Below are 24967 nucleotides of genomic sequence, written 5' to 3' on the forward strand. Positions count from 1 at the left end.
GGCCATCATCGTAAATAAGATGGCAAATGGTGGTTTTCCTTAACTTATTTGTGGAAAACCTAAGAAAATTAGTAGTTTAAAGTATTCTTAAATATGGTTTTCAATTGATTATACAAAAATATCTTTTCTTAATGTTGCTTAGCCTTATAGTCTCTACGGGTTTTTCTGGCTCAGTGTTTGCTGACAAGGGCAAAGAATTAATTCGTATTGGTGTGCTGAGTCATCGTGGTGACGAGGTGACTAGGGAAACCTGGTCGCCTACTGCACGCTATCTTACAAAAACGTTACAAGCGTACCGCTTTGAAATAGTCCCCTTGGATTTTACTGAAATAGACACTGTCGTCAGTGAAGGAGCAGTTGATTTTTTGCTTGTGAACTCAGGCATTTATGTCACCATGGAAGTACGCTATCGAGTGTCACGAATCGTCACATTGAACAATCGCATTGGTGATATTCCTTTGAATGTCTTTGCTGGTGTTCTATTTACCCGCAAAGTTCGCAATGACATACAGGGTTTGAGCAGTTTGCGGGGCAAGAAGTTTATGGGGGTGGATGAAACTTCGTTGGGTGGTTTTCAAATGGCCTGGGGACTTATGCAAAGTGAAGGGATAAATCCCTATAAAGACTTTTCCTCGATTTCATTTGGTGGTACCCATGATGAAGTCGTCATGGCAGTAAAAAATGGCTTTGTAGACTTTGGTACCGTACGCAGTGGTATTTTAGAGAAAATGGCTGCTGATGGCGATATTCGCCTGGATGAATTTAAAATTATTTCACCCATAATTTATGATGGTTTCCCCTATATACATAGTACCTCCTTGTATCCGGAATGGCCTTTTAGCAAGTTAAAACATACCTCTAATGAACTCGCGCAAAAAGTGGCGGTGGCATTATTAAAAATGAGCAATACTGATGCCTCTAAAATGAAGCATTATGCCGGTTGGACGGTACCTTTGGATTACCAACAGGTACATGACTTATTCAAAACACTGAATCTGCCACCCTATGAAAAAAGTAGTCGTTTTACCTTGCTGGATGCGCTTAAACGCTATTGGCAGGGGATTGCAATCGTGATAGTTTTTTTACTCACTTTGACGATCATGAGTACCTGGATTACACGCTTGAATACCCAATTGAAAAAATCTAAACGTCTATTGGAAAAGCAACATGATCTGATTTTAAATTCTGTGTGTGATGGTATTTATGGGGTTGATTTAGAAGGTAATTGTATTTTTATGAATCGTTCGATGAAAGAAACCACTGGCTGGGATATTAGTGATTTTCAACAGGCAAGACAGCATGATTTGTTACATCATACGCATGCGGATGGTCGTTATCATGCACCAGAAGATTGTCCTGTTTATTTGACCTTTAAAGATAAGCAAGCTCGTTTCATCGAAGATGATCTGTTCTGGAAAAAAGATGGGAGTAGCTTCCCCGTTGAATATAGCAGTACTCCCATGCTGGATCATAAGGGTGATACTATTGGCAGTGTTGTTGTCTATCGTGACATCAGTGAACGCAAATTAGCCGATGAAGAAAAACGTCGTCATCAAACTGAAATAGCGCACATGTCGCGTTTAAATACCATGGGCGAAATGGCATCCGGCATTGCCCATGAATTGAATCAGCCATTGACTGCCATTGCAACTAACTCTTTTGCCTGCATACAAATGCTGGAAAGTGGGGGGATCAAAAAAGATAAATTAGTTGATGTATTAGAAATAATAGGATTGCAAGCGGAACACTCAGGTGTCATTATTAAGCAATTGCGTCAGTTTGTGCGTAAGGAACAACCAGAACGTTCCATGATCAATATTAATGACCTCATTAATGAAGTGCTATTATTTATTGAGCCAGAAGCACGAAAGTCCAGTGTCAAACTGGTCCGCAAGTTGGATAAGAACCTCTATAAAGTACTGGTTCAGCCTATTCAAATTGAACAAGTGCTATTAAATTTGCTAAAAAATGCTATTGAAGCATTACAAAGCATGAGTAAGGATAATCGAATTTTGATTATTAAAACAGAGGTTGCGGGAGGTAACGCAGTGGTTGTTACGGTAGAAGACAATGGGCCTGGTATTGAAGATCATATTAAAGAAGGCTTGTTTGATCCCTTTATTACCAGTAAAAATAATGGCCTGGGTCTCGGTTTATCCATTAGTCAGGGGATTATTGAGTCCCATCATGGTAAATTATATTTGCATTCTGATGGTGGAGGCGGTACGGTATTTCGCTTTACCTTGCCCGTTGCCAGTCAAGTTAATGAGATGAATGAAAAGCTCTCGTCAAAAAAACTGTTGTCAGAAAATCTGTCATCAAAAAAATTAGTGGAGTGAGTAAATGAGTAATGAACCCTGTGTGTATATTGTTGATGATGATGAACAGGTGCGCGATGCGTTGACCTTGTTAATGGAATCGGTGGGCCTTAATTCTGCTAGCTTTGCTTCGGCTCAAGATTACTTGGATCAGTTTGATGCAACAAAATCAGGCTGTCTTATTCTAGATGTTAGAATGCCGGGCTTAAGTGGCTTGGATTTACAAGCTCGTTTAACTGCTGAAAAAATCTGTCCGCCAATCATTATTATTACCGGACATGGTGATGTGCCGATGGCAGTACGAGCGGTGACTGCCGGGGCTGTTGATTTTATTGAAAAACCCTTCAATAACCAATCAATGCTGGATAATGTACATCGTGCTATTGAGCAGGATGCCAAGCAAAGAGGAGAGTCTTCTCGCTTGCAGGATATAGAACAGCGCTATAATGATCTGACCCCTAGAGAAAAAGAAGTACTGCAATGTGTTATCGAAGGTAAGCGAAATAAAATTATTGCTGCTGAAATGAGTATTAGTCAGTCAACGGTAGAAGCACACCGCTCAAAAGTGATGGAAAAAATGACCGCCAATACTTTATCCGATTTAATGCGTATGTCTCTGCTACTGAAATTAATTGATTAGTAAATATGTATATGCTGATATTTTGTTGTTTAATGGAAAACCGCTATAAGACCTAATATAAGTTCTAATATTACTTTTTCTATAATTTGCCATAATGGCATCTTGGCTTGCATGCACGCCATCAAAAATAAAAAAATGATGCTCCTTTAATTTGGGTTTCGATTGTGAAACTCGGTTGTGCAAGCCCTTTCAATTCTAGTTTTAGCCGTCTGATTACCTATCAGCACTCGTCTCAGGTATAATCCTGACTATGAACGATCAAAACCATAGCTTAAATAAAAGCTCAAACAACAACTTAGACAACAGCCTAGACAAAAGTTTCGGTCAGCAGAGTGTATCGCCTTCTCAACGCGATCAGAAAATCCGTAGTGTTTTTCAATTAGTCGCCCCTCGATATGATTTGATGAATGATTTTATGAGTTTTGGTACTCATCGGATCTGGAAACGCGTCTTTGTCAATAGTATTCCCTTTAAGGCCTCTGACATCATTGTTGATTTAGCCGGTGGTACGGGTGATATTGCCCGCAAGTTACAGCACAAAGGTGCTAATGTTGTGGTGGTTGACCCCAGTATTGAAATGATGTCTGCTGGAAAAAAGACGCATTCCCTGGCGGTGAGCAATATTGCTGCATTGGGTGAAAGACTGCCATTCACTGATGCTTCTATTGATAAGCTGACCATTTCCTTTGGTATTAGAAATATGACCAGCATGACAGCGGCCTTGCAAGAAATTTATCGTGTGCTTAAGCCGGGAGGACAATACTATTGTTTGGAATTTTCCCGTCCTATGATGCCTATTCGTCCTTTTTATAATTTATACAATCAATACATTATTCCTCGTCTGGGTGCTTTAGTGGCAGGACAGCCAGAGGCCTACCAATATTTAATTGAGTCGATCCAACGCTTTCCCGATCAGGAAACCATGAAGGCGTTGTTAGAAGATGCGGGATTTTCAGATGTGAGCTATCGCAATTTATTTTTTGGAATTGCTTGCATTCATGTAGGTACAAAAAAGCACTCATAACGATAGGATGTGTTTTTATGCTTGGCGATTCAATGACTGACAGATCAACGAAGAATAAACTTAAACTTTATCATCAGGGGCAGCTTTATAATTGGTCCGACTTATTGCAACGTATTGAGTTGATTTCTCCTTGCATCTCACCAGTCACAATTACTCCTCAAGACAGATTTAATACTCTCATTTATTTGCTCTATGGCTTCATCAATAAAGTACTGATTGCGCCAATAAACACGACATTAAAAACAAATATAACTATTCAATCATTGTCTCAAAATGATGCGCTAGCAATAGCGACCAGTGGCACACAGTCTGAGCCAAAAATAATATTACTTAGTCGGGACAATATTCGCTCACATTGCTATTATTTTAACCAAATTGTTCCATTGGATAGGTCATCGCTATGGCTTAATTGTATGCCCTTAAACCATATAGCGGGTGTGATGATTGTTTATCGCTGCTGGTTTCAAGATGCCAGTATGATATTACATGATGAATTTAATGCCCAACAAGTTTGGTCTGATTTACAGCGTTATGCTGTGACCCATATTTCTCTCGTGCCTAGAATGTTACAACGTTTATTAGAATGTAGTCAAAATACGAGGCCACCTGAGAGCTTAAAATCGGTCATCGTGGGTGGGGACAAACTTGCAGATGCTTTATTAGAAAAAGCAATATTTTCCGGCTGGCCTATTATACTCAGCTATGGCATGACAGAGGCTTGTTCAACTATAGCCCTTGGAAAAAGCACTGAGCAACTCATACCGCTTGATGGCTTTAAGCTGCAAATCGATAAGAAAAACACCTTACAAATTGCCGGAGCAATGATCGCTAAAAAATTTGTCTCACATAATAATGAAGTGAATTCTGAGCATCTTGTTGATGGCTGGTTTAGCACTCATGATCAGGTTCATTGGGATGGACAATGCCTGTCTTTTATTGCCCGTAATGATGATATGATTATTTCCGGCGGGGAAAATATTAGCCCACAATATCTTGAGGACTTATTATTAAAATCACCTTTTATTGATGATATTGCTATTGGCAAAATTAATGACGAGAAGTGGGGCGATACTATAGTGGCTTTAGTTTGTGGTGATTTGAATGCTTTTAAAGCATGGATAAAATTAACCATACAATCGATGTATCGCCCTCGCTATTTTCTTGCAGTGAATGAAATCCCCCGGAATGCTCTGGGGAAAATTGATCGCTTAAGAATCAAAAAAATGATTGCAGACAGCTTCAATAATGACAGCATTGAAATGGTTTGCTATTGAAATGGATAATGTTAGGATGTGGCTATTAATAATAAATAGATTATGATTCAAGGAAAATAAAATGGAAGGTAAAAAGAATATTGTTTTTGGTTTTTTATTCTTAGTGATAACGGCTAGTCTAGGGCCTTATATGATTGTTGAAATGTTGCCCGATGTTGAACAGGCAGCTTTGAATAAACAAAAAGTGTTATCTGCTTTGCAATTGGCGGTGAGTTCTGATTTTGAAAATCAGGAAACATTGGACACGATGACAGCTGAGGAAATTGCTAAAGCAAATTCAGTGGCGATTATGTCATTGAATACCAATCAAAATGCCCGATTAGCATTAGATACAATGAAAGGTGGCCCTCATGCTCATGGTAACCTAGAAGCGGTACTGAACATATTGGTAGGCATTGTTTTGGGGTTATTAACACTCCCTGCCTTATTTAAACAAATTCTAAGTTGGATTTTTATTGTTGGTACAATCATGCATGCGGGGATGATATTTCTAGCTGTTTTTGGTTTTTCATGGGCAGGCACTCTTTTAGCAACGGGCATCGGTCCGGTATTAATTTTATTAGGCTTATTTTTGATGGGCGTGGCAACTTTTATTGGCTATAAAAAAGTTTAAATTTTTGGTTTATTTTAGGAATGTATATTTAGCTTTGGAAGGGTGGGCACGCTTTTTGTGCCCACGCTGAAAGTGTGAATACAAGGCTTTGAGTCAGCGTGGGCAGATAAAGCCATGCCCACCCTACGGGTGAAGTTAAAATATTTCGTTTTTGTCATCCGCTTGTCACATCTCTTTTTTATATTGGCTACTATCAAATATAAAAAACAAATATAAAAAAGAGAAAATAAAGAGAGCAATATGAAAAGTAAGCAAGAAGATACTCATCATTCGCATTTGGGCGATGTTGAAAAAAACAAATTACTGGCTGAAATTAATTATTTAAATAGCCGTTTAAAGACTATAGGTTATACGGGTGATTGTGCCTATGAAAAGAAATTATCCAGCTTTTATCAAAACACCATTTCCAACTGCCAACAAAAACTCCTGCAATACTAATCCCTAATCCCTAACCCCTAATAACCCCTAACCCCTAACCCCTAATCCCTAACCCCTAACCCCTAACCCCTAACTTCATCGTTCCAGTAGATTGCAAATAGACTCAGGTAATTGAGTTCTCTGCCAGGACGCTTTGTTCAGACAAACATGACGCGTTAAATCTGTTGACGTGATGACCTCATCCGTATTAATAAACTGGTAATAAAGTGTAAATTCAGTATCTTGCTTATCGGCTAGAAATAATTCAATCCTCAACATATCATTGAGAAAAATAGGTGCTGTAAAATCAGCCTCAGTATGCCGAATTGGCAAACTGTAGTCACTTTTAAGTATGTCTGCGATAGACTGTTGATGGTGACTTAAAAAAGCTTCATAGGCATCGTGAGCGTGATATAAATTGCGGGCAAAGAACATGACTCCAGCGGCATCAATATCATGTATTCGTGTCGTAAAGCAATAGCTAAAGAGTGCTTCGTTTGAGTGCGTTGATTGTGACTTTTCATAGGGTAATGAGACCATGTTTTATCTCAGGCGGTTCAATTAAAGTATCTTCAAGCCAGGATGCTGTTGCAAGGCCGTGATATTGTTGATTATCAAGTAGCGCACATAAATGGCTGATAGGCCAAAGGCCATAAGCAGTTTCAATGCTGCTGGTGATAACGACTTCTATTTTATCTTTTTGTGCCTGTCTTGCAAGCATTAAAGTTTTGACCAGACTACCCTGAATCATGGGCTTTAGTACCAGTCGTTTGAGCGGATAGGCGGTGAGTTGCCCATCAAATGATTCATCAAGTGCGAGGGGGATAGTTGTTTGTTGCTGTAGCTTTTGATAGTCATTGTGTGAATAATGCTTTAACGGCTCTTCTATACTGTCGATTTGACTGGAAAAAGCCCTGAGTGAATCCAGTAATTGCTCGGTTTCACTGACAGACCAGCTTTTATTAGCATCCAGTCGAATTAAGGTAGAGGCTGATACTTGTTGTAGTAAGATTTTTAATTGTTTAATCTCATTGTTGAGACTCGTCAGACCTATCTTGAATTTTAAACAAGTAAACCCCTCTGCTTCAGCTTGTTTGACGCGTGTAAGCACCGCAAAATCAAGTGTACCAAGCATTGCATTGACTCTTATTCTTTTATGTTCAGATAAAGGCTGTAATTTTTGTGGGTGTTTGCCTTCAAGATCGGCCAAACATTGTGTAAAGCTGAGGTGTTGACTGTGTGCTAATAAGGACAAATAAGCACTTTCCAGGGCGAAATGAGAGGCGGGGTAGTCATCCATATCGTTCAAACTGATGTCAGTCAATGCCTGACCGACTAAACTAGCCAGTTTTTGCTCAAGGAACTGCTGTGCACGGGAGAGTGATTCAGTGCCTATTTCAGGCATGGGCGCACATTCACCAATAGCGATGTGTGAATGTTGATCAACAAGTTTGACTAAAATTCCCTGACGAAAGTGCAAGCAAGACGAAGCTGTTTCCCAGGGTGTGCTGAGTTTGATTTTATAGGGCATCAGCTCATAGTGTATTAATTTTATGATGGCCATAAGCTCGGAGGTAGCCATAAGCCTTGAGATAGCCATAAGCCTAGTGATAGTAATAGGGTATAAAGCAACTGCAATTGTGCCGTATAGGCGAGTACTTTATTCAGCTCAGAAGTAATTTCCATGCGGAGAAAATAGCCTATGAGCATGATCGCCAGGGGCAAACTGAAGAGTGCTAACAAGATAGTCCATGGATACTGAGGCAGTAGCACAAGGAGTAATAAGTAGGGGTAGCTCATCATGAACACATAAAGTTTTCGTGCCATAGGACGACCAATATAATGCACCAGTGTGAGTTTTTTTACCTTTCGATCACCCTCTAAATCGCGATAATTATTAACGAGTAAGATAGCTGCCGCCATAGAACCAATACCGGTAGCTAAGATAAGTACGGAATAATTTATAGTATGGCTTTGTAAATAAAAGCTGCCGCCAACGGCAGCAAAACCAAAGAAAACAATAACAAATAATTCACCCAAGGGAGTATAGGCAATCGCCTTTGGCCCGCCGGTATAAGCATAACCACAAAGGATTGAAATCAACCCCAGAATGATAATTGCCATGCCTCCCAGATAGGCTAGATAAATACCGGCAAGAAATGCCATGAAAAAACTGATCAAAGCACCACGTTTGATCTGTCCAGCGTTCAACCAGCCTTGTTGTGCCGCTCGTTTAGGACCTAGTCTTTCGGGCGTATCTGCACCTTTTTCAAAATCCGCCGCATCATTGTATAGGTTGGTGCCAATTTGAATGCACAGGGCAGAGATCAGGATAATGATAAATGTGAGCAAGGAAAAGGCCGCCTGTGAATGCCAGGATAAAGCCGAACCCAGTAGCACAGGGCTAAGGGCGATAGACAGGGTTTTAGGACGAATTGCCAGCCACCAGATGGAAAAATAATTCATGACTTTCTGTTTGTTAGTCCTATTTGTCTATACATTTTATTTTTAATCTATAGAAATCAATGAATGATGTCAATTTTGCGATGTTTTACCAATTCGATTTCTTTGATTTTAACTTGATTTACTCTTATTTGTTGCCTATAAGTTAATTATCCTCGAATAATCGCTTTACAGGTTTAATTGATTATTTCAGGCTAACCTAAAAAACATATCAACTCTGTGGTTTGAATGAAGAATATATGTAACTTCTCAATAAGTCTGTGCAAAACTTGAAATAAAAACAAAAAAAGTCTTGACAGCATTTTAGAGGACAAAAATTGCATTTTCACTGCCCCATGTAATTTATCCCTATAAATGATCCTGTCGATCTGTCTCAGATCGAAATAGAATATTTTTGAATATTATCTTAACTGAGAGGGAGTTTGATCAACACAGGGCAAACTAAAGAGCCTTAAAAAGCCATGATACAATTGTTTTATTGAAAACAACCTGTATTGATTATAGTGAAAAAATTACCTCCAATTCCAGAGATACCTGAAGAAGAAAAGACACCGGTAGTCCGATTACTCCTTGCTTTCATGGAGCAACAACAGGAAATCATTCAAAACCAACAGGTTGAAATCGATGCCCTTAAAACAGAAGTTGCTAAGCTTAAAAAGCTACCTCCAAAGCCTAAAATAAGAGCCAGTAAATTGCCAAAGGATGATGACAATGATAATCCGACAGGTCATTCAGGAAGCAAGAAAAACAACTCAGGAAATGGGACTAGTAAAAGTCGTAAACGAAAGAAGAAATTGGCTATTCATAAAACCACCGTTATCAAACCAGATAACCTGCCAGAACATTCACGTTTTTTAGGGTATCAGGATTATTTTGTTCAGGAGCTGCTGATTAAGCCTTTCAATACTCGTTATCGATTGGCTCGCTATAAAACACCCGATGGTGATACCTGTATAGGAAAATTGAGCTTTGATACACATATAGGACATTTTGGCCATACATTACAGAGTTATATCGTTTATCAATATTATCACCAGAGAGTGACTCAGCCATTGATAATACAACAATTAACAGAATTAGGTTTTGATATTTCAACGGGTCAGATCAATGAGATTTTAATCCATGACAAAGACCATTTTCATACTGAAAAAAATACATTGCTAACTGCCGGTATCAACAATAGTACTTATATCCATGTTGATGATACGGGTAGTCGTCATGATGGAAAGAATGGTTATTGTACTCACGTTGGCAATGAAACCTTTGCCTGGTTTTCAAGTACTCGATATAAGAGCCGGATTAATTTTCTACAATTGTTACGAGGTGCTGCTGTTGATTATACGCTCAACGATGCAGCACTTGATTATATGAGAGCAGAAAAATTACCTCACAAGCCATTGAGCGTTATTGAACAAAGTCATCAGACTTGCTTTGATAATGAAGAAGCCTGGAAATACTATCTGCAGAACAATAGTATCATAACACAACGGCATGTTCGCATTGCCACAGAAGGCGCTTTACTGGGGGCATGATGTGTCAACACTTTTCCGGACAGTTTTCTAAATATTTTTTGGCTGTTTCAAGTGATTTTTGTCATTTTGTATTTCCTATCATTTTAGTTTCTCATGTTAACTTTAAACAGATGAAGAGAAAGGGCTTTGCCCTCTGGAACGATAGAGCCGTTCCATTCACCCAAGGTATTTTCACAACGGTAATGATCCTGTTACAATATCTTCACGGCACAGGCTGAGGAGCCGATGGCCGTCAACGGTAATGGGCGGCATTTATGTCGCCTTTTACCCCTCTTCAATCAATCGATTTAAGCTATTTCCTGCTGTATTTCATAATCGACTGGTGACAAATAATCATTAGCCGAATGAAGTCGCTCCCGATTATAAAATACCTCAATATATTCAAATATTGCCTGCTTTGCTTCTACTCTGGTTTTGAATCGACAATGGTGCGTCAATTCAGTTTTCAAACTATGAAAGAAGCTCTCTGATACAGCATTGTCCCAGCAATTTCCTTTGCGGCTCATAGACTGAATTATGTTATGATCCGACAATATTTTTCTATGACTATCAGAGGCATATTGGCTACCTCGGTCAGTATGCCAAAGCAATCCATCCATTGGTTTACGCTTCCATATGGCCATCAGTAAAGCATCATTGACTAGCTTGGCTTTCATTCGCTCATCCATCGACCAGCCAACAATTTGCCTAGAGAATAAGTCAATGACAACCGCTAAATATAACCAGCCTTCCTTGGTGGCAATATAGGTAATATCACCCACATAGTAGCGATCAGGTTGAGAGACAGTAAACTCTCTTTCCAGTAAATTTGGAGATATACGCTTATTATGCTTGGAATTAGTCGTCGCTTTAAAGCGTCTCTTCGTTTTACAAAACAAACCGGCTTTTTTCATTAATCGACCAATTCTCCGGCGGCTTATATGAACGCCTTTTTCAGCCAGTTTTCTTTTTAAGACGACGGGTTCCATAAGTCTTGCGACTGTCTTCAAACAGTTTTTTAGCTGCTCAGTAAGCGCTTCATTTTCTTTCTCTCTATCCGTTTTAGGAGAGCTAACCCAATCATAATAGCAACTACGGGAAACATCCATAAAACGGCACAGAATCGTTACCGGGTAATCTTTAGCCTGATCAGTTATCCATGCGTACTTCACAAAGTTTCCCTTGCAAAGTACGCTGTGGCCTTTTTAATAAATCACGCTCCTGAATCACTTTTGCCAATTCTTTTTTCAGACGTTTTACTTCATCATAAATGTGTTCATCACTTCTATTGGCTACCGTCTTCACCGGTTTGGAATTTACTGATCCAGGTATGTAGAGTATTTACATTAACACCTAGCTCCCTGGCAGTCTGAGAAACGGGTTGATCCGTCTCATTAGCTAATTTGACAGCTGATTCTTTAAATTCTGATGTATAGCTTTTATTCGGTTTTTTTGTTTGATCATTCATTTTAGGTCACACTTTTTATCTTTTAGTTATTTTAAGTTGTGTGTCCGGTTAAGTATAGCCACATTACCATGCCAATGTGCTGTCATGGGATCATTGGCATCAAAGGCAAAACTTAAAAAAGCGAAAGGAGAGAAATTTGTTGCCTCTTGTGGTAATTCTGCTTGCTTAGTATGTGAGTGCCACTGAGCTCTAAGCTGAGAAAATCTTGTTTTAAGGGTGCTGAAGCGTTGCTCACCTTTGGCCTCAATGGTGATAAATGAACCCAGGCCAAGCAGGCTCTGTCCGGAATCGGGCTGTGATAAAAAAATACAATCATTTATTACCGGAGGCAGTAATGCTTCTGGTAATGCGAGTGTTGACTCCAATGGAATTTCAAGACTGGTATAGGCGGGGCGTTTTTCCCCCAGTCTCGATGGTAGTGATTCCTCAATTTGAGCAAGTTGTGATTTAAGATCCTTGATTAAAGTTGAAATCATTGTAAAAACATCTGTAATGCAACCATTAAATTGAAAGATATCTGATAGTATAGCCGATTCATACTTGCTTGTTCTTAATCTTGATCAAAGCATGATAAAACCCTGAAGGAGCCCCAAGCTAAGCCCGTTACAAACGATGTTTTTTAATCAGAATTGCTTTTTTTAAGCTAAAAAACTCCGTTTGATTTAGATCAATGTTATTAAATGCTAATGGATTTATATTCGTACCAACAAAAACTGTGTTATATGACACACTTTGTGTTGAATATAACCGATTATGTTGATTTTTGTGGTTGACTTCGACAGAAAGTGTACTAAAGTTATGACACATAATTTCTTTATAAAAAGAATCGATTTAAAACAAAAAAGGGTGCAAATATGAAAATAGTAAGCAAGAGCGTCGTCTCATTGCTAGCTGGTGTCAGTATTGCCATGGGAGCCATGTCCAGTGCTTCCGCTACATCATCACTTGAAGATGTAATGAAGGCTAGAGGACTGACTCAGAAGGATTTGTTGGCAGCAGCAAAGACTTATACACCAACGGGTGGACGAGACGAATATCTGGCATTCAGCTCAGGTGGTCAAAGTGGACATGTGCTTGTTTATGGCATTCCGTCCATGCGTATTTTAAAATACATCGCTGTTTTTACGCCTGAACCGTGGCAGGGCTATGGTTTTGATGATGAGTCAAAGGCTGTTTTAGCTCAGGGACAAAAGCAGGCGGGTGAAATTACCTTCGGTGACACTCACCACCCGGCTTTTTCTGAAACCAAGGGTGAATATGATGGTCAATATCTATTCATTAATGACAAGGCTAACCCAAGAATCGCAGTCATAGACCTACATGATTTTGAAACCAAACAGATTGTTATTAACCCAGTCTTTAAATCATCACATGGTGGCGCTTTCGTTTCTCCAAATACTGACTACGTGATCGAAGCAGCACAATATCCTGCACCTTTTGAAAACTTATACGTTCCTTTGGAAGAATTCAATGAAAAATACCGTGGTGGTATGACTTATTGGAAGTTTGATCGTAAAAAAGGTCGTTTAGATCCTAAGCAGTCATTTACTGTAATGGCACCTCCTTATAGTCAGGATTTATCTGATTTTGGTAAAAATGCCAGTGACGGTTGGTCTTTTACTAACTCGTTCTGTTCTGAGCGTTATGTCGGTGGTATCGAAAAAGGACGTCCTCCGTATGAGGCGGGTTGTTCGCAAAAAGATACTGACTTCATGCACGTGGTTAACTGGAAAAAAGCGGCTGAGCTAGTTAAAGCCGGTAAAGCAACCAAAATCAATGGTCATGATGTCTTAGGTATGGACGTGATGGTTAAGAATGATGCTTTATTCCTGATCCCCGAGCCTAAGAGTCCTCATGGTGTTGATGTTTCTCCTGATGGTAAATACATCATTGTTTCCGGTAAGCTGGATAGTCATGGTTATGTTTACAGCTTTGAGAAAATTAAAAAAGCCATTGATAATAAAAAGTTTGAAGGTAAAGACCCTTATGGTATCCCTATTATTGGTATGAAGGATGCGTTACATAAGCAGGTTGAACTTGGTCTTGGTCCTTTGCATACACAGTATGATTCTAAAGAATGTATCGTTTATACTTCTTTATATGTAGATTCTATGGTGGGTAAGTGGAACTACTGTACTGGTAAAGTGTTGGATAAATTGTCTATTCACTATAACATCGGTCACTTAGTGACAATGGAAGGTGATTCGGTTTCTCCCGATGGAAAATATTTGGTGGCATTAAACAAACTGGCTATTGACCGTTTCAATCCTGTAGGTCCTTTGCACCCACAAAATCATCAGTTGATTGATATCAGTGGTGACAAAATGGAACTGCTCTATGATATGGCTATACCTTTGGGTGAACCACATTATGTGGTCGCAATTAAGGCAGATAAGCTGAAGCCAGCAGTACGTTATAAGTCAGGCTGGAACTCGCGTGAAGACAAACGTTCCAAGTATAAGACCCGTGCAGGTCGTGAAAAAACTACCCGTACTTGTGATGCCAGTGGAAATTGCGTTGTCACTGTTAAAGGTACTACGATTCGCTCACACATCACACCAGAAACAATTGAAGCAGAAGTGGGTGATACCATTAAGCTACATTTGACTAATCTGGAACGTGCACAAGATGAAACTCACGGTTTCGCAGTTTATGGCCACAATGTCAATCTATCGCTAGAGCCTGGTAAGACTGTTAGCGCAACTTTCAAAGTTGAGCGTGAAGGTGTTTATCCATATTACTGTACTGAATTTTGTTCAGCACTGCATCTGGAAATGGAAGGCTATTTATTAGTTAAACCTAAGGGCTATAAATCTACTGGAGGTACTGTTGTCGCAGGTCAGAGCTATACTAAGGCTGACTATGAGAAGCAGGTCAAAACCAATAACGACACACAGGCAATCATTAACTCAGTTGTGGGCTTCATTACCAGCCATAACTATAAGGATTTCCCTTCTGTTGTAGCATTGGTTGAAGATGCAACTGACCAATTAGGTTTCGCTGACGAAGCGAAGAAGAAGTCTGAAGCAGCAGCTGCTAAGAAAGATTGGCAGAATGCAACACTTTGGGCTGGTCAGTGGTGGCAGTATCAGGTTAAGACTGCGGACATTGGTCTGAGAGCTAAAACTCACCTGGAACAAAATGGTGCTAAGAAAGTTAAATAACTTTTATTAACAACCATTTGTAAGTCAAATGAGGGGGGAGCAATGATTTGTTCCCCCTCATTTTTTAGCCAACTTATTTATTTAATACGATTAGGAATAATTATGAAAAAATTAACTCAGCTAACAGTTGCTGCTATGTGTTTTGCAGGTATTTCTTATACCTCAAATGTCATGGCATTGGATGGCGGTGCTTTATATCTGGATGCGACAAAGGGCGGTTGTTCTGCTTGTCATGGTAAAGATGCCAAAACACCGATGATGGCAACATTCCCTAAATTGGCAGGTCAGAATGCTGATTATGCTTATAATCAAATGAAAGACATTCAAAGTGGTGCGCGTGCCAATGGCCAAACAGCCATGATGAAAGGCATTATTCATATGACCACGGATGAAGAAAAGAAAGCCATTGCTAAGTGGTTGTCAGAGCAGTAACTTTTAGTCTCAAAGGTGGATAAGCTTGCTTGTCCACCCTACAATGTCTGTCGTTGTTGGGCTTTAGAATATTAGCAGGCGTTGATGTTTATCAAGGTATATCAGTCTAGGGTATGAAAAAATACCTCTAAATTGAGTACAACCTTTGTACTACTTGAAATATTTTTACATAATTGGGGAGTTCACCAAACATGAAATTAAAATCAGCAATTAGCATGCTGGCTTTCACAACAGCCATTGCAGTTAGCGGCCTTACTTTTGCTTCTGAATCAGATGCACATGCAAAAGCAGCGGGTTGGAATAAGGGTGGCGGTGAACAGGATGCCGCATTACATTTAACACCTAATCACGAAAATGGCATGGAAGTTTTTGAAGTTTGTTCCGCTTGTCACTTGCCAGAAGGCTGGGGTACTAAAGAAGGTACTTTCCCACAACTAGCAGGTCAGCATAGAAAAGTATTGATCAAGCAATTGGCTGATATTCGTGCCTTGAATCGTGACAACCCAACTATGTATCCTTTTGCTTTGCCTGAGTCTATTGGTGATGAGCAGGCGATTGCTGATGTGGCAGAATATATCCAACGTCTGAAAATGAATCCAGATAATGGTAAGGGACCTGCTACTGCTGATTTAGCTAAGGGTAAAAAATTGTATGCTGATAACTGTGTGAAGTGTCATGGTGACATTGGACAGGGTGATGCTGATAAATATTATCCTCGCCTTGCGGGTCAGCATTATAATTATATGTTGAGACAGTTCGAATGGATCAGAGATGGCAAACGTCGTAATGCAAATCCCGATATGGTTGAACAAATTAATGGTTTCACCAATGAAGATATGGTAAATGTGATCAGCTATGTTGCCAGTATTCCTGTGCCTAAGGAAGATTTGGCACCATCGAAAGATTATATGAATCCTGATTTTGATTAATGCTTGAGTTTCTCCTTCTTTAGAAGGGGGGATTGAAGGGGGGGGGCTTTAGATTGTGATATTTTTAAGATTAACAGTTACCCCCCCCCCACACTCAGTCATTTTTTGCCGAAGCAAAAAAATTATGGATAGACTTAATTCAATGTTTTACTGAGTGCTATTACTAAATAAGTTTTGTGCCTTGAATTTTATTTCGTAAACGTACTAAAAAATGTGCATAGTAGGTGCTTGGGGAGGCAAATGCTGGTGCTATAATTTAAGGATCTTCTGTCAATGAAAGCTAATAAAAACCCTCTTATCATTACCTCGTTATCAATTGCCTCCGTCCTCCTAATGATTGCCGTTTATTTCACTCCTATCTGGTGGGTGGCTTTGACTGCCCCTAATTATCCCGAAGCCGCTTTTCCCGATGGTGTACGCATTAATTTCCACATGAACGGCGTGTTTAATGGCTGTAGATTAGTGGTCAAAGATGAAATTATAGAGGAAGAAGCGCTTGATTGTGTGCATGAAATGGACACCATTAACCACTATGTCGGCATGTATCCCATTGCTGCTGGTGGGCCAATTGAACGTGGCTTTTCACCCTTTTTAATTACTTTGCTGATTCTTATGGTCATAGGCTTTGCGATTTCCGATCCTAAAAAGCGGCGCATATTTCTTGGAGTCACTTTTGCGGTGAATGCGGTCTGGATGACGATGACGGTTTACAAAGAAGATGGTTTGAATTTTCAAAATGAAGGCTATTTATACGCCTTGATGAACCAACTGGATCAAGATGCCAATGATAAAAGTTTAGATGCAGTTAAGGTTGATTCGGACATAGCATTGAGGCAATTAAGAGATTCTTTGGCTGGCAGAGAAGTTGAAGGCTTGGATGATGAACAAACTCAGAGTGAAAAAGAGTCAGCCAAAGCTGAAAACGATGAAGGTATTGATAAACAAAGATTAATTCTACAATTGAAAGAAACCTATGATAATGACCTCGCTAATAATCGAGTTTCTGATGACTGGGTAGGCAATGGCTATCAAATCATGGCATGGCATTATGGCAAGGTGTTAGGGCGTTATTTTAATAACCAGGATGAAATCCAGCCCATGGTGAAAACACTGAGAATAGCGACTCATGTGGTATTTTTTGGCTTAATTGCTGCAATGTTACTGCTTTTAATTGTTGGGACTCAGGCCACCAAAAACCTATTTTACTGGCTGATGATTTTAGTCCCTATGGCTTTGCCGGTATTTTTTATCATCGATTACGCCTCTTGGTTATGGTGGTATGGTCATACTCTGAATGATATGGGGGCATTTGCTGTTAAGCCTTTCATGCCTACGGTTTTCGGTGAGGGTAAGGTCGCACAATTTGCCACATTCTCTTATCCAAGCCTTGGTTTTGGTTTAATGATGTTAAATTCTGCATTATTGCTCACGATAGCTTTAATACGTCGTAAAGAATCTTTATAATTGGTATCTTCCTCATAAACCGCTTAAACGCAGAAAGATTGTAACGATGATAATACGACTTATTGGCTTTATGCTTTTCTTTATCAGTGCCTTAAGCCATGCTGATTTTCCACCTTTGCAGCCACTGGTTGATAAAATGGAGCAAGGTGATGTGCTTATCATCCCTCCAGGCACCTATTCAGGGCCAGTTATTATTCAAGAAGCCATTACTCTGGATGGTCAGGGTAAGGTGACAATTGATTCCGGTGGTAAAGGCTCGGTTATTATTATTGATACCGATGGCGCGGTGATAAAAAACCTGCATTTGACCAATTCTGGCGAACACCACAATGACTTAGACTCTGGTGTGCAAGTGCGTGGCAACTTCAATGTGGTTAAAGACAATGTAATTGATGATTGTCTATTTGGTATTGACTTACAACAATCTGAAAATAATGTTATTAAACGCAATTCCATTCGTTCTAAGGATGAAGAGTTGGGTATGCGAGGTGACGCAATACGTCTCTGGTATAGCTTTAATAATAAAATAATTGGCAATACCATTAATGATACCCGCGATATGGTGGTCTGGTATTCTAAAAACAATCTCATAAAAGATAATACTACTCGTGGTGGACGTTATGGTTTGCATTTTATGTATTCACAATATAATCAAGTGATCGGTAACGAATACTATGATACCTCGGTGGGTATTTTTTTGATGTATAGCGATGGTGTCATTATTCGTAATAATACCATTTCCCATGCCACAGGTGCTGCGGGTGTGGGTATCGGCTTTAAAGAAACATCCGATATTATCGTTGAAGACAATAGGATTCTTTTTAGTTCCGTGGGTCTTTCCATTGACGTCTCTCCGTATCAACCCGGTACAAAAAACTATTTTACGAATAATTTAGTGGCTTTTAATGGCATCGGTATTCGCTTTCTTGCTGACTGGAAAGATAATATCTTTAAAAATAATCACTTTAAAGCCAACATAAGTCAAATCATCGTAGCAGGGGGGAGATCTGCGAAACGTAATGAATGGGATGGCAATTATTGGGATGACTACGAAGGCTTTGATTTGAATCATGACAATATTGGTGACACCCCACATGATATTTACGCTTATGCGGATCGTATCTGGCGAGATGTACCCGGTGCTCAGTTTTACAAGGGTTCTGCCATGTTGGAGTTGTTAGATTTTCTGGAACGCTTAGCACCTTTTAGTGAACCGGAGTTAATTTTACGCGATAGCGCTCCCATCATGGATGTGAGTTTGAATGCGACGAGTGATAATGTCACTCCAGCAGACGATAAACATCCTGGTGAAACCGCACTGGAAAAAAGACTGAGAGGCTATTTGCAATGAAAGACTCAGAAAAAAAACTCTCTGTAAAAACTAAGACAATTACCAAAGGGCCGGGCAAAAGAGCACAACAAGCACGACGTCAGTTTTTACGTTCAGTGGCTCTGACTGCAGGCGTAACCAGTATTTCCATGTTAGGTTTTATACCCTTACCGGCAGAGGGTAAGCGCCAGCGTTTACGTCCACCGGGAGCCTTACCTGAAGCGCAGTATTTGTCGTCCTGCATAAAATGTGGTCAATGTGTGCAAGTTTGTCCAGTCAATGCCGTTAAGCTGGATGATATTGATAGTGGCTATGGTTTGGGGACCGCTTATATTGATGCCCGTGAACAAGCCTGTGATTTTTCCTGTGATGGCCTGCAATGTGTATTGGCCTGTCCCACGGGTTCGCTGACTCATACCTTGGATTATAGTCATGACACACGCATGGGCTTTGCTGTTTTTGATAAGCCTAAACTATGTTTGGCCGTCGCAGGCAAAGGCTTTAAAGGTCAGGCTAGAGGGCCAGACTATGAAGGCTTATTGCGTTATGAAGAAATCGACCGTTGGAATCCTATTCCCTTAAAAGATAATCCTTATGATGTTGAAATCTGTGATCTTTGTGTTCAAGCCTGTCCTATAGAACAGCGTTACAATCAATGTCAGGAGGGTAAATATCCTTCGGGTGATGAAAACCAATGTCCCCCTCAACGCGCTATCGGTCTAGAATTAATCACCGAAAGCAATGGCGTCAAACACATGAAGCCGGTTATTTATGATGGTTGTGTGGGCTGTGGTGTGTGTGAAATGATTTGCCCAACGGCCGTGCCATCGATCATTATTGACTATGATAAGCTGACTAAAATACCCTTGAGCGAGCACTATATGCTCAAGAGCAAAAAAGGAGGCCACTGATGAATCGCTACATAGAATCCCTAGCACAACTCTTTGGTCGCACTCCCAGAAAGCCTCGTAAAAATGAAATTTCATCCGATGCCCAGAAAATTTATTTTTATAAAAAAGGCGTAAAAGTGACCAAGGCAGAATTAGTGGCCTTACATGATGAGCATCATAAAAATTCAAAAAACAAATGGCGTAAACGTCGCTGGCTGACTTTAGTGCTGGTTAATTTACTATTTGTGTTGTCCTTTTCCCTTGATATTCAGCTCTTAGAAGGGGCGTTAACCGCATCACGCTTTGCCGGATTTCACATGGCTGACCTAAATTCTGCGCTACAAGTTATGTTGGCGCATAAAACGGTTTTAATCAATTTACTGATTGGTATTGTAACCATTTTTATTATGTGGTTTCTGCTCGGGGGACGTACTTTTTGTTCCTGGGTTTGCCCGTATCATCTCGTTGCCGAATGGGCTGAAATGTTGCACTTGTGGTTTGCAAAACGAGGCTGGGCAAAGGACTATACTTTTCACCGTGGTGTAAGGGCTGTTTTTTATGTCCTCTTTGCCTTAATGGCTATCATTACGGGCTACACGGTTTATGAATTCATTTCACCGACGGGGATTTTGAGTCGAGCCATTATTTATGGTCCTACTTTAGCCCTAGTCTGGGTAGCATTATTGTTATTATTTGAAATTTTTCTCTCCCGTCGAGCCTGGTGTCGTTATGTCTGTCCGATAGGTATTACTTATGGTATCGTGGGTGTTTTTTCACCCCTCAGAGTGACTTATGATCTAACGGATTGTAAACATGAGGGGGATTGCCGAAATGTGTGCTTAGTACCTCACGTATTGGATTTGACGATTAAAAATCGTAGCACAGAAATTGAAGTGGGCTTGGGTGCTGATTGCACTCGCTGTGGTTTATGTATTGATGCCTGCCCAACCAGTTCGCTAAACTTTGAGTTTGTCGGGCTGACACATAAGCCCGAAAAAGATCTCTCACTTTATGAAGAAAAAAGTTTGATGCCACCGAAGAAGACTACTAGTGAGCCATCGACTGAAAAGGCTGTTAGCGAGAAGTAAAGATGATTAAATTTAATAATGTAAAAAAGTCCTTTCGTCGTACTGAAGTGTTAAAAGGTATGAATCTGGACATTAAAACCGGTGATAGAATTGCCTTAGTGGGTTCTAATGGTGCCGGTAAAACCACCATGATCCGCTGCCTTTTGGGTGAGTATACCTGTGAAGGGGAAGTGCGTGTTAATGGTCTTGATCCACGAGAAGAACGTAAACTCGTGCTCAAAGAAATTGGCTTTGTACCACAATTACCCCCACCCTTAAAAATGCCTGTCGGTCAATTAATTAGCTTCGCTGCGAGCCTATGTGATGCAGACCCATTGGAAATGATTAAGGTGGCAGAACGTTTAGGCTTGGATTTTAAGCAATTGAAATCACGCCCCTTTGTTAAGCTGTCGGGTGGGCAAAAACAAAAAATATTAATTAGTATTGCCCTTGGGCGTGATGCAAAAATTCTTATTCTTGATGAACCTGCTGCCAACCTTGACCCTGAAGCACGGCATATTTTCTTTCAATTGTTGGCTGAGAAAAAAGATGAAGCCGTTATGCTGATTTCTAGTCATCGACTGGATGAAGTGGCCGCTCTGGTTAATCGAGTGATCGAAATGGATCAGGGTATCGTTGTCCTTGATGACCGCGTTGAAGACGAGGTTGATTTAGATAGCGTATTGCAAAGTGAAATAAAGATCAAACGTGCTGACGAAGCTTTTGCCAAGGCAATTAAGGCTTGGAACTTTGAATCTGAAGATGGCATTCAATGGTTTGGTAAAATTGCCGGTCCCGACCGTTTGCGCTTCTTGGGTGTTTTGTCACGCTATGCCGCCATTTTAAAAGATATTCACATGGAAGATCAGAAAAAATGACAAAATCTTTAATGTGGAATAGTTTATTGTTAGTCATACTGCTTTCTATGGCTATTTTTTTAACGGCCTGTAGTGAGAGTAAGCAAACAGGCGTCGTTGAAGTTAAATGGGATCGAGATGCTTGTGACCGTTGCCAGATGATGCTCAGTGAACGTAATTTTGCTGCACAAATTCGTGTTTTTCCTGAAGGAAAACGCTCTAAAGTCTACAAATTTGATGATATGGGCTGTGCGGTTTTATGGTTGCAAAGTGATGATGCACAGGCACAAAAATACCTGGCTGATCCTAAAACAGAAATATGGGTTAATGACTATCAAACTAAAGACTGGCTTAACGCAAAATCGGCTTGGTTTATCAAAGTGCCTGCATCGCCAATGAACTATGGTTTAGGTGCGCTTGCTAACAAACGTGACGATGCAATGAACTATAATAAGGCTGTGTTACATATCAAAGAAGTTGAACAGAAATTAAATATCCATGGCGGCAATTTAAGTCACTAGCTCCCTGAAATTATAATTTTTAATGAATAGTATAAAAAAGTGAATATGAAATGAAACATTTATGGTTAACAGCCTGGGCTGATATTATCGAATCACTGCGCGCAAAATGGTTTATTGTGTATAGTTGTGTGTTCGGTGGTATCGTTGTGCTGTTATTTGTCTTTGGTATTACCGAAAGCCGTATTATGGGCTTCACCGGACTCACCCGCCTATTAATTACCTATATTCAATTAACCATTGCCATTTTACCGGTGTTCGTTCTGATTACGACGGTGCGTTCAGTTGCCGGTGACCGAGAAGCAGGGGTGTTTGAATATTTACTTTCACTGCCCATTTCTCTTGCTGCATGGTTTTGGGGACGTTTCTTGGGACGTTTTATCGTTGTTTTTTTACCGGTATTTCTGGCCATGATTGGCGCGGTAATATGGGCTTCGCTCAAAGGCGCACAAATCCCCTGGGGACTCTTTTTGAGCTATACCGGCTTATTATTAGCAGTAGCCTGGTGCTTTTTAGGCATTGGCATGTTGATCTCCAGTATTGCCAAAAGTTCCGATGTGGCTCAAGGCCTGGCGTTTATGGTGTGGCTGACTTTTTTACTATTCCTCGATCTCATTCTTCTTGGAATTATGATCCGTGAAGGTCTGCCATCAGATACTGCTGTTCTTTTATCATTGTTGAACCCATTACAAGTATTCCGTACTGCGGCAATGGTATTATTTGACCCGCAATTAGTGATTTTAGGCCCTTCAGCCTATGTTATTCTGGATCTTTTTAGTGAGACAGGTTATATCATCTGGACTATTGTCTATCCTGTATCCTTAGGGACTTTAAGTGCTTATGCCGGGTATTATTTATTTAAAAAGGGCGATCTGCCTTAAGGTTCAATGGGGTTACTATTAATATGAGCTTGCATGTGTTTAAAATTCTATTAGTCTTATGCCTTATTTTGTCAATTACTACTGTTTATGCTGAAGAAATAGAGATTGATTTAGATCTAGGCGAGGAAATCAATGAAGTCTGTGCGGGCTGTCATGGTGAATATGGTCAGGGTGGAAAAAATGGCGAATACCCACGTTTAGCGGGCTTACCAGAGGCTTATATTAAAGCTCAAATCCATCTATTTAAAGAAGAAAAACGCAAGAATATGCCCATGCGTCCTTATGCTAATGATCGTGAATTGCCGGATAGTGATATTCCATCATTGGCTGCTTTTTTATCACAAATTAAGCTTACAAGCACCATGCCGGAATTTGATGAGTCGATGTCGGCCTATGAAAAATTATTAATTGCTAAAAAAGTATTTAATATTCCTAAGGCAGAGGGTGATTTTGAATTAGGTAAGGAGCTCTATATTGATGACTGTCAATTGTGTCATGGCAAGCAGGGTAGAGGTAAAGAAGGCTCAGATACACCACCGCTTGCCGGTCAATATACAGAATATATGACGAAGCAAATTCAAGACTTTGCCAGTGGTGAACGCTGGCATGAGTATGCTGAAGACATGTTTGAAGACATGGAAGCAGAAGAAATTCAGGCAATCATGGCCTATTTGTCAGAAATGGATGACTGACAATAAATATTCTATCAGGTAGAATGCCTCCCTCTTGTGAAATATTAATCGAACACGAGTAATGAATACTTGCTGAGCTAATTAATATTAACGTCTAAAAATTTGTAGCAACAAAAATTAATGACAATTAAAAAGGAATTTATTATGTCAGAACAAAATCCGTACTCTACTCCCGAAGCTGTATTAAACTCTGCTCATCAGGAAAAATATCAACCCAAATTCTTTAGTTTTAGTGGGCGTATTGGCCGCTTAAGATACCTCGCTTATAGTTTTGGCGCTACTATATTGCTATTTATTGTGATGGCTATATTGATGGCAATAGTGGGTGTGTTAGGCGCAAATGTCGATATGAACCAAGGTGAGATGCCTTTAGGGGTGATATTTGTTATTGGTTTATATTATGTGTTTTCTATTGTCTTGGCCGTCATGTTCGGTAAGCGACGTTTAAATGATTTAGATAAAAGTGGTTGGTGGTTTTTATTGTTTCTTGTGCCAGTATTAAATCTCGTGTTGGTAATTTATATTTTATTTTTCTCAGGTTCAGAAGGCAGTAATAATTTCGGTCATGAGCCTATTGAAAACAGCATGACGATTAAAGCCTTGGCTTTAGCATTTCCATTGTTAATCGTTGTCGGGGGTATTTTAGCGGCTATTGCAATCCCTGCCTACCAGGACTATGTTCAACGTGCACAAGCGATGCAGATGCAACAAGCTCAATAATCTTCTTCGCTACAACAAATATCGACCTGCTCGTGCTTCGTCAATATGGCGAGGCACAAACTCACCATTGTTTTGTCTGTCGATCACCATCATGGCTAAGTGATTCATATAAGCCTGAACACTGGTAAAACGGATATTTGTGTCTATTTCAAATACTTTTTGGCTTTGTTTTAGGCAATCTATTTCGTAATTATCCAGAGAGCGAAAAAGTGCTTGCAATTCTTTGTTTTTCATAAATAATGAGTTCTCATTGAATTAATTATAAAGTTAACATAAAAGATGCAAAAATTATTCC

27 protein-coding genes are annotated in these 24967 nt (G+C 39.9%); 19 read left to right on the forward strand and 8 right to left on the reverse strand.

Annotated elements, in window-relative coordinates; genetic code table 11:
* Positions 1 to 131: 131 nt before the first annotated feature.
* From JEU79_RS12975 to JEU79_RS13000, 6 genes are all read left to right on the forward strand, one after another.
* The gene (locus tag JEU79_RS12975) at positions 132 to 2339 is read left to right on the forward strand and encodes a PhnD/SsuA/transferrin family substrate-binding protein (protein ID WP_246540269.1); all 2208 of its coding nucleotides are present in this window, start codon (positions 132 to 134) and stop codon (positions 2337 to 2339) included.
* A 4-nt stretch (positions 2340 to 2343) separates the two neighbouring features.
* Positions 2344 to 2958 (forward strand): response regulator transcription factor, encoded by a 615-nt coding sequence (locus JEU79_RS12980; RefSeq protein ID WP_198264444.1) that lies wholly within the window; start codon positions 2344 to 2346, stop codon positions 2956 to 2958.
* Between the two features lie 250 nt (positions 2959 to 3208).
* Positions 3209 to 3982: a class I SAM-dependent methyltransferase gene (locus JEU79_RS12985; protein ID WP_198264445.1), complete on the forward strand. Its 774-nt coding sequence runs from the start codon at positions 3209 to 3211 to the stop codon at positions 3980 to 3982.
* A gap of 32 nt (positions 3983 to 4014) precedes the next feature.
* The gene (locus JEU79_RS12990) at positions 4015 to 5256 is read left to right on the forward strand and encodes an AMP-binding protein (protein ID WP_198264446.1); all 1242 of its coding nucleotides are present in this window, start codon (positions 4015 to 4017) and stop codon (positions 5254 to 5256) included.
* Between the two features lie 61 nt (positions 5257 to 5317).
* The gene (locus JEU79_RS12995; RefSeq protein WP_198264447.1) at positions 5318 to 5869 is read left to right on the forward strand and encodes a hypothetical protein; all 552 of its coding nucleotides are present in this window, start codon (positions 5318 to 5320) and stop codon (positions 5867 to 5869) included.
* 240 nt (positions 5870 to 6109) lie between these two features.
* Positions 6110 to 6307 (forward strand): hypothetical protein, encoded by a 198-nt coding sequence (locus JEU79_RS13000; protein WP_198264448.1) that lies wholly within the window; start codon positions 6110 to 6112, stop codon positions 6305 to 6307.
* A 75-nt stretch (positions 6308 to 6382) separates the two neighbouring features.
* Here the strand turns inward: JEU79_RS13000 and JEU79_RS13005 are convergent, their stop codons facing one another.
* Genes JEU79_RS13005 through JEU79_RS13015 form a run of 3 tightly spaced genes read right to left on the reverse strand, consistent with a single transcriptional unit; the run spans position 6383 to position 8752 of the window.
* Positions 6383 to 6826, reverse strand: coding sequence for an acyl-CoA thioesterase (locus JEU79_RS13005; protein ID WP_198264449.1), 444 nt, complete (start codon positions 6824 to 6826; stop codon positions 6383 to 6385).
* Positions 6807 to 7868 carry an o-succinylbenzoate synthase gene (menC, locus tag JEU79_RS13010; RefSeq protein ID WP_198264450.1) on the reverse strand — a complete coding sequence of 354 codons (1062 nt, stop codon included), beginning with the start codon at positions 7866 to 7868 and terminating at the stop codon, positions 6807 to 6809. Before menC ends, JEU79_RS13005 begins: the two co-directional genes overlap by 20 nt.
* Positions 7838 to 8752, reverse strand: a complete 915-nt coding sequence (locus JEU79_RS13015) for a 1,4-dihydroxy-2-naphthoate polyprenyltransferase (RefSeq protein WP_198264451.1) — start codon at positions 8750 to 8752, stop codon at positions 7838 to 7840. The genes menC and JEU79_RS13015 overlap by 31 nt, the downstream gene beginning before the upstream one ends.
* Positions 8753 to 9252: 500 nt before the next feature.
* Between JEU79_RS13015 and JEU79_RS13020 the strand changes: the two genes are divergently transcribed.
* Positions 9253 to 10281: a transposase gene (locus JEU79_RS13020; RefSeq protein ID WP_198264452.1), complete on the forward strand. Its 1029-nt coding sequence runs from the start codon at positions 9253 to 9255 to the stop codon at positions 10279 to 10281.
* Between the two features lie 287 nt (positions 10282 to 10568).
* Here the strand turns inward: JEU79_RS13020 and JEU79_RS13025 are convergent, their stop codons facing one another.
* Genes JEU79_RS13025 through JEU79_RS13040 form a run of 4 tightly spaced genes read right to left on the reverse strand, consistent with a single transcriptional unit; the run spans position 10569 to position 12204 of the window.
* Positions 10569 to 11432: an IS3 family transposase gene (locus JEU79_RS13025; protein WP_198263029.1), complete on the reverse strand. Its 864-nt coding sequence runs from the start codon at positions 11430 to 11432 to the stop codon at positions 10569 to 10571.
* The gene (locus JEU79_RS13030) at positions 11410 to 11565 is read right to left on the reverse strand and encodes a hypothetical protein (protein WP_198263364.1); all 156 of its coding nucleotides are present in this window, start codon (positions 11563 to 11565) and stop codon (positions 11410 to 11412) included. The genes JEU79_RS13025 and JEU79_RS13030 overlap by 23 nt, the downstream gene beginning before the upstream one ends.
* Entirely contained in the window at positions 11546 to 11728 is a 183-nt protein-coding gene (locus JEU79_RS13035) for a transposase (RefSeq protein ID WP_198264453.1), read from the reverse strand. Before JEU79_RS13035 ends, JEU79_RS13030 begins: the two co-directional genes overlap by 20 nt.
* 26 nt (positions 11729 to 11754) lie before the next feature.
* Positions 11755 to 12204 (reverse strand): hypothetical protein, encoded by a 450-nt coding sequence (locus JEU79_RS13040; protein WP_198264454.1) that lies wholly within the window; start codon positions 12202 to 12204, stop codon positions 11755 to 11757.
* Between the two features lie 378 nt (positions 12205 to 12582).
* Here JEU79_RS13040 and nosZ point away from each other — a divergent pair, with 378 nt between their 5' ends.
* The 12 genes from nosZ to JEU79_RS13100 all read left to right on the forward strand — a co-directional run bounded on the left by nosZ (position 12583) and on the right by JEU79_RS13100 (position 24672).
* Positions 12583 to 14892 (forward strand): Sec-dependent nitrous-oxide reductase, encoded by a 2310-nt coding sequence (gene nosZ, locus JEU79_RS13045; protein WP_198264455.1) that lies wholly within the window; start codon positions 12583 to 12585, stop codon positions 14890 to 14892.
* A 102-nt stretch (positions 14893 to 14994) separates the two neighbouring features.
* Positions 14995 to 15324, forward strand: a complete 330-nt coding sequence (locus JEU79_RS13050) for a c-type cytochrome (RefSeq protein ID WP_246540271.1) — start codon at positions 14995 to 14997, stop codon at positions 15322 to 15324.
* Positions 15325 to 15515: 191 nt separating this feature from the next.
* The gene (locus tag JEU79_RS13055) at positions 15516 to 16253 is read left to right on the forward strand and encodes a c-type cytochrome (protein WP_198264456.1); all 738 of its coding nucleotides are present in this window, start codon (positions 15516 to 15518) and stop codon (positions 16251 to 16253) included.
* 273 nt (positions 16254 to 16526) lie between these two features.
* Positions 16527 to 17717 (forward strand): hypothetical protein, encoded by a 1191-nt coding sequence (locus JEU79_RS13060; protein WP_198264457.1) that lies wholly within the window; start codon positions 16527 to 16529, stop codon positions 17715 to 17717.
* Positions 17718 to 17763: 46 nt separating this feature from the next.
* Positions 17764 to 19068 carry a nitrous oxide reductase family maturation protein NosD gene (nosD, locus tag JEU79_RS13065; RefSeq protein WP_198264458.1) on the forward strand — a complete coding sequence of 435 codons (1305 nt, stop codon included), beginning with the start codon at positions 17764 to 17766 and terminating at the stop codon, positions 19066 to 19068.
* Complete coding sequence (locus JEU79_RS13070; protein ID WP_198264459.1) at positions 19065 to 19958, forward strand: 4Fe-4S dicluster domain-containing protein; 894 nt, start codon at positions 19065 to 19067, stop codon at positions 19956 to 19958. The genes nosD and JEU79_RS13070 overlap by 4 nt, the downstream gene beginning before the upstream one ends.
* Entirely contained in the window at positions 19958 to 21025 is a 1068-nt protein-coding gene (locus JEU79_RS13075) for a NapH/MauN family ferredoxin-type protein (protein ID WP_198264460.1), read from the forward strand. The genes JEU79_RS13070 and JEU79_RS13075 overlap by 1 nt, the downstream gene beginning before the upstream one ends.
* Before the next feature lie 2 nt (positions 21026 to 21027).
* Complete coding sequence (locus JEU79_RS13080) at positions 21028 to 21882, forward strand: ABC transporter ATP-binding protein (protein WP_198264461.1); 855 nt, start codon at positions 21028 to 21030, stop codon at positions 21880 to 21882.
* The gene (locus JEU79_RS13085; RefSeq protein WP_198264462.1) at positions 21879 to 22382 is read left to right on the forward strand and encodes a nitrous oxide reductase accessory protein NosL; all 504 of its coding nucleotides are present in this window, start codon (positions 21879 to 21881) and stop codon (positions 22380 to 22382) included. The genes JEU79_RS13080 and JEU79_RS13085 overlap by 4 nt, the downstream gene beginning before the upstream one ends.
* Before the next feature lie 50 nt (positions 22383 to 22432).
* Positions 22433 to 23260: an ABC transporter permease gene (locus JEU79_RS13090; protein WP_198264463.1), complete on the forward strand. Its 828-nt coding sequence runs from the start codon at positions 22433 to 22435 to the stop codon at positions 23258 to 23260.
* Between the two features lie 35 nt (positions 23261 to 23295).
* Positions 23296 to 23952 carry a c-type cytochrome gene (locus JEU79_RS13095; protein ID WP_214660565.1) on the forward strand — a complete coding sequence of 219 codons (657 nt, stop codon included), beginning with the start codon at positions 23296 to 23298 and terminating at the stop codon, positions 23950 to 23952.
* A gap of 144 nt (positions 23953 to 24096) precedes the next feature.
* Positions 24097 to 24672: a DUF805 domain-containing protein gene (locus tag JEU79_RS13100; RefSeq protein ID WP_198264465.1), complete on the forward strand. Its 576-nt coding sequence runs from the start codon at positions 24097 to 24099 to the stop codon at positions 24670 to 24672.
* A 9-nt stretch (positions 24673 to 24681) separates the two neighbouring features.
* On the opposite strand, the gene JEU79_RS13105 is transcribed toward JEU79_RS13100, so the two are convergent.
* Positions 24682 to 24906: a hypothetical protein gene (locus tag JEU79_RS13105; RefSeq protein WP_198264466.1), complete on the reverse strand. Its 225-nt coding sequence runs from the start codon at positions 24904 to 24906 to the stop codon at positions 24682 to 24684.
* Positions 24907 to 24967: the final 61 nt, after the last annotated feature.

Source organism: sulfur-oxidizing endosymbiont of Gigantopelta aegis (assembly GCF_016097415.1).
Taxonomy (GTDB): domain Bacteria; phylum Pseudomonadota; class Gammaproteobacteria; order GRL18; family GRL18; genus GRL18.

Coding starts and splice junctions, on each gene's coding strand:
- JEU79_RS13090 (WP_198264463.1), top strand. CDS start 22,433: ATGAAACATTTATGGTTAACAGCCTGGGCTGATATTATCGAATCACTG.
- JEU79_RS12980 (WP_198264444.1), top strand. CDS start 2,344: ATGAGTAATGAACCCTGTGTGTATATTGTTGATGATGATGAACAGGTG.
- nosD (WP_198264458.1), top strand. CDS start 17,764: ATGATAATACGACTTATTGGCTTTATGCTTTTCTTTATCAGTGCCTTA.
- JEU79_RS13100 (WP_198264465.1), top strand. CDS start 24,097: ATGTCAGAACAAAATCCGTACTCTACTCCCGAAGCTGTATTAAACTCT.
- JEU79_RS13105 (WP_198264466.1), bottom strand. CDS start 24,906: ATGAAAAACAAAGAATTGCAAGCACTTTTTCGCTCTCTGGATAATTAC.
- JEU79_RS13060 (WP_198264457.1), top strand. CDS start 16,527: ATGAAAGCTAATAAAAACCCTCTTATCATTACCTCGTTATCAATTGCC.
- menC (WP_198264450.1), bottom strand. CDS start 7,868: ATGGCTACCTCCGAGCTTATGGCCATCATAAAATTAATACACTATGAG.
- JEU79_RS13070 (WP_198264459.1), top strand. CDS start 19,065: ATGAAAGACTCAGAAAAAAAACTCTCTGTAAAAACTAAGACAATTACC.
- JEU79_RS13040 (WP_198264454.1), bottom strand. CDS start 12,204: ATGATTTCAACTTTAATCAAGGATCTTAAATCACAACTTGCTCAAATT.
- JEU79_RS13035 (WP_198264453.1), bottom strand. CDS start 11,728: ATGAATGATCAAACAAAAAAACCGAATAAAAGCTATACATCAGAATTT.
- JEU79_RS12975 (WP_246540269.1), top strand. CDS start 132: ATGTTGCTTAGCCTTATAGTCTCTACGGGTTTTTCTGGCTCAGTGTTT.
- JEU79_RS13055 (WP_198264456.1), top strand. CDS start 15,516: ATGAAATTAAAATCAGCAATTAGCATGCTGGCTTTCACAACAGCCATT.
- JEU79_RS12985 (WP_198264445.1), top strand. CDS start 3,209: ATGAACGATCAAAACCATAGCTTAAATAAAAGCTCAAACAACAACTTA.
- JEU79_RS13050 (WP_246540271.1), top strand. CDS start 14,995: ATGAAAAAATTAACTCAGCTAACAGTTGCTGCTATGTGTTTTGCAGGT.
- nosZ (WP_198264455.1), top strand. CDS start 12,583: ATGAAAATAGTAAGCAAGAGCGTCGTCTCATTGCTAGCTGGTGTCAGT.
- JEU79_RS13000 (WP_198264448.1), top strand. CDS start 6,110: ATGAAAAGTAAGCAAGAAGATACTCATCATTCGCATTTGGGCGATGTT.
- JEU79_RS13075 (WP_198264460.1), top strand. CDS start 19,958: ATGAATCGCTACATAGAATCCCTAGCACAACTCTTTGGTCGCACTCCC.
- JEU79_RS12990 (WP_198264446.1), top strand. CDS start 4,015: ATGACTGACAGATCAACGAAGAATAAACTTAAACTTTATCATCAGGGG.
- JEU79_RS13085 (WP_198264462.1), top strand. CDS start 21,879: ATGACAAAATCTTTAATGTGGAATAGTTTATTGTTAGTCATACTGCTT.
- JEU79_RS13080 (WP_198264461.1), top strand. CDS start 21,028: ATGATTAAATTTAATAATGTAAAAAAGTCCTTTCGTCGTACTGAAGTG.
- JEU79_RS13005 (WP_198264449.1), bottom strand. CDS start 6,826: ATGGTCTCATTACCCTATGAAAAGTCACAATCAACGCACTCAAACGAA.
- JEU79_RS12995 (WP_198264447.1), top strand. CDS start 5,318: ATGGAAGGTAAAAAGAATATTGTTTTTGGTTTTTTATTCTTAGTGATA.
- JEU79_RS13015 (WP_198264451.1), bottom strand. CDS start 8,752: ATGAATTATTTTTCCATCTGGTGGCTGGCAATTCGTCCTAAAACCCTG.